This is a genomic window from Bacteroidales bacterium (assembly GCA_013314715.1).
Classification (GTDB): domain Bacteria; phylum Bacteroidota; class Bacteroidia; order Bacteroidales; family GWA2-32-17; genus Ch61.
This window is the reverse complement of sequence record JABUFC010000022.1, coordinates 45276-54958: the sequence shown is the minus strand read 5'-3', so window position 1 is coordinate 54958 and position 9683 is coordinate 45276. Positions and strand designations below refer to the sequence as shown.

8 protein-coding genes are annotated in these 9683 nt (G+C 32.0%); 4 read left to right on the top strand and 4 right to left on the bottom strand.

The genetic code is table 11. The annotated features are described in order from the left end of the window. Window positions 1-120 precede the first annotated feature (120 nt). On the top strand, window positions 121-669 hold the full coding sequence (locus HPY79_06780) for a cob(I)yrinic acid a,c-diamide adenosyltransferase (protein ID NSW45499.1): 549 nt from the start codon (window positions 121-123) through the stop codon (window positions 667-669). Here HPY79_06780 and HPY79_06775 read toward each other — a convergent pair. The 4 genes from HPY79_06775 to HPY79_06760 form a co-directional block, all read right to left on the bottom strand. Next, window positions 666-1322, bottom strand: a complete 657-nt coding sequence (locus tag HPY79_06775) for a hypothetical protein (GenBank protein ID NSW45498.1) — start codon at window positions 1320-1322, stop codon at window positions 666-668. The two genes, HPY79_06780 and HPY79_06775, sit on opposite strands and share 4 nt — an antisense overlap. 12 nt (window positions 1323-1334) lie before the next feature. Continuing rightward, the gene (locus HPY79_06770) at window positions 1335-1547 is read right to left on the bottom strand and encodes a hypothetical protein (GenBank protein NSW45497.1); all 213 of its coding nucleotides are present in this window, start codon (window positions 1545-1547) and stop codon (window positions 1335-1337) included. Window positions 1548-1584: 37 nt separating this feature from the next. Further along, entirely contained in the window at window positions 1585-2769 is a 1185-nt protein-coding gene (gene odhB, locus HPY79_06765; GenBank protein NSW45496.1) for a 2-oxoglutarate dehydrogenase complex dihydrolipoyllysine-residue succinyltransferase, read from the bottom strand. 68 nt (window positions 2770-2837) lie between these two features. Beyond that, entirely contained in the window at window positions 2838-5609 is a 2772-nt protein-coding gene (locus HPY79_06760) for a 2-oxoglutarate dehydrogenase E1 component (GenBank protein NSW45495.1), read from the bottom strand. A 135-nt stretch (window positions 5610-5744) separates the two neighbouring features. Here HPY79_06760 and HPY79_06755 point away from each other — a divergent pair, with 135 nt between their 5' ends. The 3 genes from HPY79_06755 to HPY79_06745 all read left to right on the top strand — a co-directional run bounded on the left by HPY79_06755 (window position 5745) and on the right by HPY79_06745 (window position 9681). Further along, the gene (locus HPY79_06755; GenBank protein ID NSW45494.1) at window positions 5745-8003 is read left to right on the top strand and encodes a T9SS type A sorting domain-containing protein; all 2259 of its coding nucleotides are present in this window, start codon (window positions 5745-5747) and stop codon (window positions 8001-8003) included. 111 nt (window positions 8004-8114) lie between these two features. After that, window positions 8115-8555, top strand: a complete 441-nt coding sequence (locus HPY79_06750; GenBank protein ID NSW45493.1) for a hypothetical protein — start codon at window positions 8115-8117, stop codon at window positions 8553-8555. Beyond that, window positions 8542-9681: a carboxypeptidase-like regulatory domain-containing protein gene (locus tag HPY79_06745; protein ID NSW45492.1), complete on the top strand. Its 1140-nt coding sequence runs from the start codon at window positions 8542-8544 to the stop codon at window positions 9679-9681. The genes HPY79_06750 and HPY79_06745 overlap by 14 nt, the downstream gene beginning before the upstream one ends. Window positions 9682-9683: the final 2 nt, after the last annotated feature.

The window sequence follows — 9683 nt, the reverse complement described above, 5'->3', positions numbered from 1 at the left end:
GCCATGAGAATAAATTCACAGCAACCGAAAATGAAATTATCACTCACAAATAAGCCTTGCTCTTTATTCGAATGGCGTATTCCATGTGACCTTAATTTAAAAATTAAAAAATAATTACACATGAAAATATATACTAAAAAAGGCGATAAATGTAATACTACACTTATTGGTGGAGTAGGGGTTTCTAAAATACATCCACGTATCGAAGCTTATGGTACCGTTGATGAACTTATTGCTCATGTTGGTTTATTAAGGGATATGGCAACAGATAACGAAATAAAAGATGCTTTACTATATTTACAAGATAAATTAATGGTTGCTGCTGCACAATTAGCTTACGATAAATCGGTAAAACTAAATATACCTGAAATTTTGTCAAAGGATGTTGAATGGCTTGAACATGCTATTGATAATATGGAAGCAAGTTTAACACCACTCAATAACTTTTTGCTTCCAGGTGGTAGTTGGGCAGTTTCGCAAGCTCATGTTTGTCGAACAGTTTGTCGTAGAGCCGAACGACGTATAGTTGAACTTAATCAATCTTTTCAGGTAGATGAAGAAATATTAAAATTTTTCAATCGTTTATCCGATTATTTTTTTGTATTATCGAGGTTTATTGCTAAAAAAACGAATATAAACGAAGTTCACTGGAAACCAAAAATTGATTAAAATTTATAAATTAAACCTATTTTAAGGTGGGCCCCATTAAGCGAAATCCAAAATTGCTCTTCAAAACCATTGTTATTTACTTTAAGCGGTTGATTATCTTTATTAACTAGCTTATTATATCTTGTAAAATAATACGATGTATTTAAATAATAACCTAAATGTTGTCCCCAAAAGTGTGTATAACCTAGGCCTGGTTCTATAAAAATACTCGAAGCATTTATATTGGTACTTGTTTTTTGGTCAAAATATTTAAAACGAGTAGTGCCTAATGATAAATTAAAATGTATAGCCGATTTTTCGGTGCAATGAGCATTATATTTTGTTAAGATGGCTAGATTTTTTACAAAAGCAGTATTCGCAGAATCTTGATTGGTTGCAAATCCTAAACGCTCATAACCAATACCAACATAAAAACGGTTACTTACAGAATAATAAACACCTAAAGAATAAATTCCAGTTGCAGTTATAAATTTATCGCTTTTACTATCGTTATCGTTTAGAGAATATATACCCAATCCCACCCCTCCATATATTTGAAATTCATTTCGTGTTGATAAATCAAATTCCTCTTCTCCAATTTCTTGTTCTTGAGAAAAAATAGGTAAAACAAATATTAGACTCATCAAAATGAGGCTGAAAAGAAATCGAATCATAAATTTAGAAAATTATTCGCAAACCCATTTGGTGGTATTATCGCCAACTACAACAGGTTCTTCATTTTCTTTTTTTTCTAAATCTTCGTCGCAATATTCGTTTGATGAACTTGTTTGAACAACATTACCTTGTGCGTCTGTAGTAACTGTTTTACATTCTTTGCAATCTTTTGTACAGGAACTAAATGCAAAAGTTATGAATAGAATAACAAATAAATATTTCATATGCACTATATTTTATTTTGACAAAGGTAAAACATTTTTATAAATCTAAAAATTTTTCTAAGGTTAAATTATTAAACATGAGTATTGGATTTTCAATGAGTTCTTTTATGCGTTTTAAAAATAAAATAGAATCTTTGCCATCTAATACGCGATGATCGTATGAGAGTGCAATATACATCATTGGACGAATTACAATCTCATTATTTAGTGCAATTGGGCGGTTTTGAATGGTGTGCATACCTAATATGGCTGTTTGTGGATAGTTTAGTAAGGGTGTAGCTAACAATGAGCCAAACACTCCGCCATTAGTAATAGAAAATGTGCCACCTTCTAATTCGGCAATGGATATTTTTTTGTTTCGTGCTTTTTCAGCTAATTCAAAGATTTCTCGTTCTAATTGAGATAATGATTTGCTTTCGGCATTTCTTACAACTGGAACCACAAGACCTTTTTCGGTTTGGGCAGCAATTCCCAAATCAACATAATCAAAATATATGAGTTGATTGTCTTCAAGGCGAGAGTTAACAAGGGGATATTCTTTTAATGCTATGGTAGTTGCTTTAGAAAAAAAAGACATAAAACCAAGTTTTACACCATGTTTTTGAGTAAAAATATCTTTATACTTAGCGCGAATATCGATAAGTGCAGACATGTCTATCTCATTGAAGGTAGTGAGCATTGCCGTACTGTTTTTGGCTTGCATTAAGCGTTCACTCAATTTTTTACGAAGAGGGCTGAGTTCAATTCTTTTTTCTGTACGTTTATAGTTTGATGGCATGGTTTCGGTAGAGTGTATATAATTTTTAACAACTTCAGTTGTAATTCTTTTGCTATGATCGTTTTTTAAAGTGTTTGTGTTTAGTCCCATTTCATCAATCATTTTTTTAGCTAGAGGTGTAACTTTTGTTGCGTTATGAAGATTAGATTCCTCATGTGTGTTTGTTTGGTTGAGTTTTTGAACTGGCTTATTTGGTTGTTGATGGGCATCGGTGTCGATAATACAAGCGATGGCACCCACTTCGACTGTTTTTCCTTGAGGGATAAGTATTTCTATGATTCCACTTTGTTCAGCATTTAAAGTTAGAGTTGCTTTATCGCTCTCCAACTCAGCTATTTCGGTATCTTTTTCAACGTAACTGCCGTTTTCTACTAACCAACGTGCAATGGTTACTTCATGAATTGATTCGCCGGGTGAAGGAACTTGAATATTTATTTTCATCATCAATTATTTTTTAATTTAAAACTAAGTTTTCTTCAGAATATCTAAAGGAATATTTATACATAGCTTTTTTATATTTTTTCTGAACAAGACATATAACAATATTCGTCTAATTTATTACAAGTACATTTTTTAAATGCCTTATCGATTATTTTTTGTTGTTGAGTTTTGTTAAGTTCGTATAATCCGGGTGCAGTGCTACCACTTGCTGGACGACAAATACCTAGTAAGTTTGGTAAATTGGTATTAAGACGAAAGTAATTCCAAATTCCCATATTGGCAGGCTCTTCCTGAACCCAAGCTATTCGTCGAGCATTAGAGTATGATGTTATTATTTGATGCAATTTCTTTTTATTTAAAGGATATATCTGTTCTATACGTATTATTGCTGTATCATTTATGTTATTATTTTTACGCTCTTCAACTAGTTCATAATATATTTTCCCTGAACAAATTAGAATTTGCTTAATTTCTTTTTTATTAGGCATGTTGTCGTCTATAATATCCTGAAAATGACCTTCAGCTAAATTACTTAATTCAGATATATTTAATGGATGCCTTAACGCACTTTTGGGAGTAAAAATAACTAATGGTAATCGGAAAGGAGCTAATACTTGACGACGTAGTAAATGGAAAAGATTGGCAGGAGTAGTTATATTAGCAATTATCATATTGTCATTAGCCGCTAATATTAAAAAGCGTTCAATACGGGCACTCGAGTGTTCAGGACCTTGTCCTTCATAACCATGAGGCAAAAAAAGTGTTAAACCACTCATTAACGACCATTTATCTTTGGCAGAACTTAAATACTGATCAACAATAACTTGACCAACATTATGAAAATCGCCAAATTGGGCTTCCCAAATAGTTAAATCGTTAGGTGAAGCAAGCGAATAACCATATTCAAATCCTAAGACCCCGTATTCAGATAAAAGCGAATTGTAAACATAAAAAGGTGCTTGATTTGAGCTAATGTTTTTTAGTGGATAATATTTTTCGTCCGTATCTTCTACAACTAAGGCACTATGTCGATGACTAAACGTTCCACGTTCACTATCTTGTCCACTAATACGAACCGAATGATTTTCTTCAAGTAAAGTAGCATAAGCTAATTGTTCAGCAATAGCCCAATCAACTTTATTATTGTTGATTAATTGAATTCGCTCATTTAATATTTTGAGTGCTTTTGAAAAAAACTTTTTATCTTTTGGCAAGGTATTTAATAGAATTGCCAATTTACGCAAATGTTCTTCGCTAACAGAGGTATTTATATTTTGTTCAAAATCTGTTTGTATGGCATGTCTATAATTTTCCCATTCATCGTGTAAAAAATGTTTAACTTTTACAATAGGCATTTGTAAAGCATTGTCATATGCTTGCTGAAGTTGATTGGAATAGTTTTTTTCAATATTTTTTAGTTCATTGATAAAATCGGGAAATTCTTGAACTAATTTTTCAAAATAAAGTTGTCGTACGTTGGAATGCTGTTCAATGGCTTTATATAGAGTAGGTTGTGTAAATCGTGGTTCATCGCCTTCGTTATGTCCATATTTTCTATATCCTAAAATATCTATGTATACATCGCGATGAAAGGTTTGCCTAAATTCAATAGCTAATTGAGTAACATAAACAAGAGCCTCAGGGTCGTCTGCATTTACATGGAAAACAGGCGATTGAGTTATCTTTGCAACGTCGGTAGAATAAGTACTTGAACGTCCTTCGGTATAATTGGTAGTGAAGCCTACTTGATTGTTAAGTACTATATGAATGGTTCCTCCAACACCATAACCCTCAAGTTGAGACATTTGAGCCGTTTCGTAAACAATACCTTGGCCTGATATGGCGGCATCGCCATGAATAATAATAGGCAATAATTTATCAAAGTTATGATGATGCTTTTTATTTATTCGAGCTTTGGCAAAACCAAGAGCAACAGGTGCCACAGTTTCGAGATGCGATGGATTGGGGAGTAGCGAAACAAAAAGTTTTTTACCATTATTAATCGTTTTTATGTTGTTGTAACCCAAGTGATATTTTACATCTCCCAATATGGTTTCGTCGTCATACGATTTTCCGACGTATTCCTGAAACAATTCATCAATGGGTTTTTCAATAAAATTTGCTAATACAGTAAGCCTACCACGGTGCGACATGCCTAAAACAATCTCATCAACACCATTAGCAGATGCAAAGTCTGCGGCAAAATTTAGGGTTGGTATTATAGCATCTACACCTTCTAATGAAAAACGCTTTTGACCAATAAATTTTTTATGTAAAAATTGTTCAAAAAAGGTTGCTTTGACTAAGTCGGTGTATATTTTTATTTTATCGTTGATAGATAATTGAGGTTCATTTTTAATGGGTTCCATTTTTTGTTTAAACCACCGAATAATATCGGGGGTACGAATGTACATATATTCAACTCCAATCGAACGACAATAAGTTTGTTTTAAGTGATTGATTATGGTTTCAAGGGTAGAAACAGGTAAACCAATTTCTGATGCTGCTTTAAATTTTTTTGTTAAATGTTCTTTTTGCAAGCCATAATTTTCTATATCGAGCGAAGGGGAGTAATGACGACGTCTTCGAACAGGATTTGTTTCGGTAAATAAATGACCACGTTTTCTATAATCGTCTATCAGATTTAGTACTTTAAATTCGTTATATATATCTTCTAAATCCTTTGTTGAATTTTCTGAATGAATAGTTGCATTATCAATATTTATAGTATAACCATCAAAAAAATAACGCCAACTTGAGTCTATTGCTGATTTATCGTGCAAATATTGTTCAAATAAATCGTTAATATATTCTATATTAGATAAATAAGTTTGATCGCTCATTTTATTTATTTTATTTGCAAATATAAACACAAAATCTTATTTAGACAAAATATAAATTACAAAAAAATGATAAAAAAATTTTGAACTTTAAAAGAAAATATTCAACTTAGGGCAATCAATTAAAATTTTAAAAATATGAAAAAGTGTTTCATTTTTAGTCTGTTAATTTCACTTGTTGTGCTTGTAGATGCACAACAGCTAAAAAAAATTTTAGCCGATGATATATTAATTCGTAAAAAGGTACAAGAAGACCCATCATTGATTGATCGGTATAATGCTTATGAAAAAAACTTCAAATTGTTGGTCGATCAAGCTCAACTTCAAAATTTATTAAGTAAAACGGATACATTAATAAATGGAAAACGTATTATTCCTGTGGTGTTTCATATTATTCATAATTATGGTGCCGAAAATATTTCAGATGCTCAAGTGTTAGATGCACTCGAAAAATTAAACATCGATTACGCAAAACAAAATGCAGATACAGCCGATACGTATTATTTATTTAAATCGCGTGCAGCCAATCCTGCTATAGAATTTCGATTAGCCAAAATAGACCCTAATGGAAATTGTACCAATGGCATCGTTCACGAATACGATCCTCAAACCAATTGGGCATATTTTAGTACTATGAAACAATATCATTGGCCAACCGACAAATATTTAAATGTTTTTGCCGTAAATTTTATTTATCCATCGGGAATGGCACTCCCAGATGGAGCCTTTATAGGTGGTATGAGTCCATTTCCACCTAGTAATTCATTATCGCAAGCACTAACTGGAGGCGATGCAGATATTGATGGAGTATTAATTCGTCAAGATTGTATTGGTACTATTGGAACTGCTACCAATGTTGGTGGTATGGGTATTAATTTAGCTAATAGAACTTTTACTCACGAAACTGGGCATTATTTTAATTTATACCATCCTTTTCAAAATTTAATGTTAGGCTTATTACCAGCATCGAGTGGTTGTCCTTCGTTTTTAGCTCCTAATGGCGATGAAGTAGATGATACACCTCCTGTTGATGCAGCTACACAAAATACTTCTCTTTCATGTTTTACACCAGGGAGTCGTAATACTTGCACACAAGATAATCCAGATGAGCCCGATATGATTGAAAATTATATGGATTATCAATGGGGATATTGTACTAACATTTTTACAAATGGTCAGAAAGCACGTATGGATGCTACGCTTATGAATGACCGCAGAAATCTTTGGAGCAAAGAAAATTTAATTGCTACAGGTGTACTCGATACTTCATATCATCCTTTATGTGCTCCTATTGCTGATTTTCATGCTTCGACCTATTATGTTTGTGTTGGTGATCCGGTTTATTTTTATGATAATTCGTATAATGGTGTTGTTGAAAATAGAACTTGGTCATTCCCTGGGGGCACAGCATCTTCTACTACTGATCCCAATCCTTCAGTAACTTATGCTTCAGAAGGAGTTTATGATGTTACTTTGACGGTTAATAATGCAAGTGGTTCGAACTCTAAAACAAAAACAGCTTTAATTCATGTTATTGATCCATCGAATAACCCTTATGTTCCTTTAGTTGAAGGCTTTGAAACAGGCATCAACTCCAACTGGTATACACTTAACGAGGGTGGAAATGGATGGCAACTTACTGATACGGCAGCAGCAAGTGGCACTAAATCAATTAGAATTTTAAATTTTTCGGGTAATGCTCCTAACAGTATTGATGCCATTTGTAGCAATGGATATAATTTAACTTCATTATCAACTTCAATTCCGTTAAAATTAAAATTTAAATATGCATACGCAGGTAAGGTTATTCCTGGTTCACTTGGTTTAACCGAAAACGATACGGCATACGATAAGCTAAAAATATTGGTTTCGACTAACTGTGGTAGAACATGGGTTCAAAAATGGTCAAAAATTAACGAAGCACTTCAGACAACGGTGCCTACACAAAATAGCTTTAAACCTACTGCTTCTAATCAATGGAAAGAAGATTCAGTTAATATTCATATATATCTGACCCAACATCAAACAAATTTCCAATTTAAATTCGAATTCCAATCAAATGGTGGTAATAACATTTATATCGACGACATTAATATTGATAATGGAACCTATTTAGGGATGAATGAATTTACGCGTGATATGATTGACATGAATATTTTCCCTAATCCTATGAATTCTGATGCAACTTTATCATTTAATTTACCGGAAGATAATTATACCACTATTGAAGTTTTTGATGTGTTGGGTAATAAAGTGATGACGTTAGATAATAAATTATTGAATGCTGGTATCCATTATTATCAACTTTCGCATAATGATTTTAATGCTACAGGTTCATATTTTGTTCGCATAATTGCTGGTGAACATACATTCATTAAACAATTTATGGTTGAATAAATAAAATATAACCTAATAAACAAATAAAGGGCTTTCATATTTGAAGCCCTTTTTTGTTTATGTACCAAAAAAACATTATTTTTGCTGTCCTTTTATAAATTCATAAAAATTATGGCAACAGCAATGGATAAACCTCGTATTCATGTAAAAACAAAAAATTTACAAGCATTGTTCGATTATTGTATCGAATCTAAAACAGAATTTACAGTTATTCCAAAAAATTCTAACGACACTTGGGAAATAGAACTAAATATAAAATCTATAATAGAAGCGATTAAATGGGGAATGTATTTAAAAGCAAATAAAATAGATTTAGTAGAAAATCCTCTATTAGAAACCATTTCAAACCCTTCGGTTTCAAAACTTCAACCTTCATCAGCAAAGACAAAAGCGTCTAAAAAAACAGTAACACTAAAAACTGAAAATACGGTAAATCCGCTTTTCGACACTACTGAACAAAAGAATGATTCAATGCTAGAAACACCAGAAGAAGAAAGTATTTCATTGTTATCATTCGAAGACAATAAAAACTCTCAAGATGAGCTATTTTAAAGCATTTTCGCTTATTATTTTGGCTGTTCTTTTGTCTTTAAATGTATGGACACAAGAAAAAAATGTGCTTAAAGGAATTATTATTAGTCAAAAAGAAGAAAAAGCCATTCAATATGCCAATATTCGCATAAAAGATAGCCCATACGGTACAACTTCTGACGAAAATGGTAAATTTGAATTTAGTTTTCCAAACCAATTTTCTAAAGATACATTAATCATAAGTTGTATTGGATATAAAAGATTAGTATTACCATTAAGTACATTAAATCTTAAGCAATTACAACACTTTGAACTCGAAGATTCGCTCATATTGCTGAACGAAGTTGTTGCCATGGCTTATGATTTTATTGATGCACTTAAATGGAAAACCAAAAAAGATGATAAAAGCCGTTTATATTTAACTTTTGCAACGCGTGAAATACAAAATGCCGCTAATTTTATTAGTATATTAAAAGAAACTTTTGGTAAAGATTTTAAACTTAAAAGCAATTTCATACGTTGGAAAAAGGTTAAAATTCCCGAAGTCGGCGATAAAATAACTTTTGTGGTTGCATGGTTTCGATGTCCTTATTGTCCAGATCCTGAAAATATAACGGTAACCATTGATGTTATGGACAAAAAAGACAATAGTTTGGTTGAAAACCCAACATATACCAAAAAATTAGAAAAATATTTTCAAAATTTACTTGATAAAACTTTTGCTCAAGGTGTAGATTATCGACAATTAGAATCACGTGACTCTATTACTTACCTAAAAAAATCTACTGAACCCTATACGGGTCAATGCTATGGTTATTACGAAAATGGACAAAAAGGGTTAAGAGGTGCTTATGTTAACGGAGTACGCGATGGAGTTTGGGAATATTGGTATAGCAATGGTCAAAAAAAAGTTGAGGGCAAATATAAAAAAGGTCTAAAAGACGGACAATGGCTATATTGGTATCCTAGCGGTCAATTAAGAATTAAAGCATTTTATAAAGATAATGAAATGGATGGTACTAATATTTGGTATCACGAAAATGGCCAGAAAAAGAAAGAAGCGGTATTTCGCAATGGCGTTTATATTGAAAAAACAGAGTGGGACGAAAAAGGTAATGTAATTGAAATAAGAAACTTTTTAAAATAAAT

Coding starts and splice junctions, on each gene's coding strand:
- HPY79_06780 (NSW45499.1), top strand. CDS start 121: ATGAAAATATATACTAAAAAAGGCGATAAATGTAATACTACACTTATT.
- HPY79_06775 (NSW45498.1), bottom strand. CDS start 1,322: ATGATTCGATTTCTTTTCAGCCTCATTTTGATGAGTCTAATATTTGTT.
- HPY79_06770 (NSW45497.1), bottom strand. CDS start 1,547: ATGAAATATTTATTTGTTATTCTATTCATAACTTTTGCATTTAGTTCC.
- odhB (NSW45496.1), bottom strand. CDS start 2,769: ATGATGAAAATAAATATTCAAGTTCCTTCACCCGGCGAATCAATTCAT.
- HPY79_06760 (NSW45495.1), bottom strand. CDS start 5,609: ATGAGCGATCAAACTTATTTATCTAATATAGAATATATTAACGATTTA.
- HPY79_06755 (NSW45494.1), top strand. CDS start 5,745: ATGAAAAAGTGTTTCATTTTTAGTCTGTTAATTTCACTTGTTGTGCTT.
- HPY79_06750 (NSW45493.1), top strand. CDS start 8,115: ATGGCAACAGCAATGGATAAACCTCGTATTCATGTAAAAACAAAAAAT.
- HPY79_06745 (NSW45492.1), top strand. CDS start 8,542: ATGAGCTATTTTAAAGCATTTTCGCTTATTATTTTGGCTGTTCTTTTG.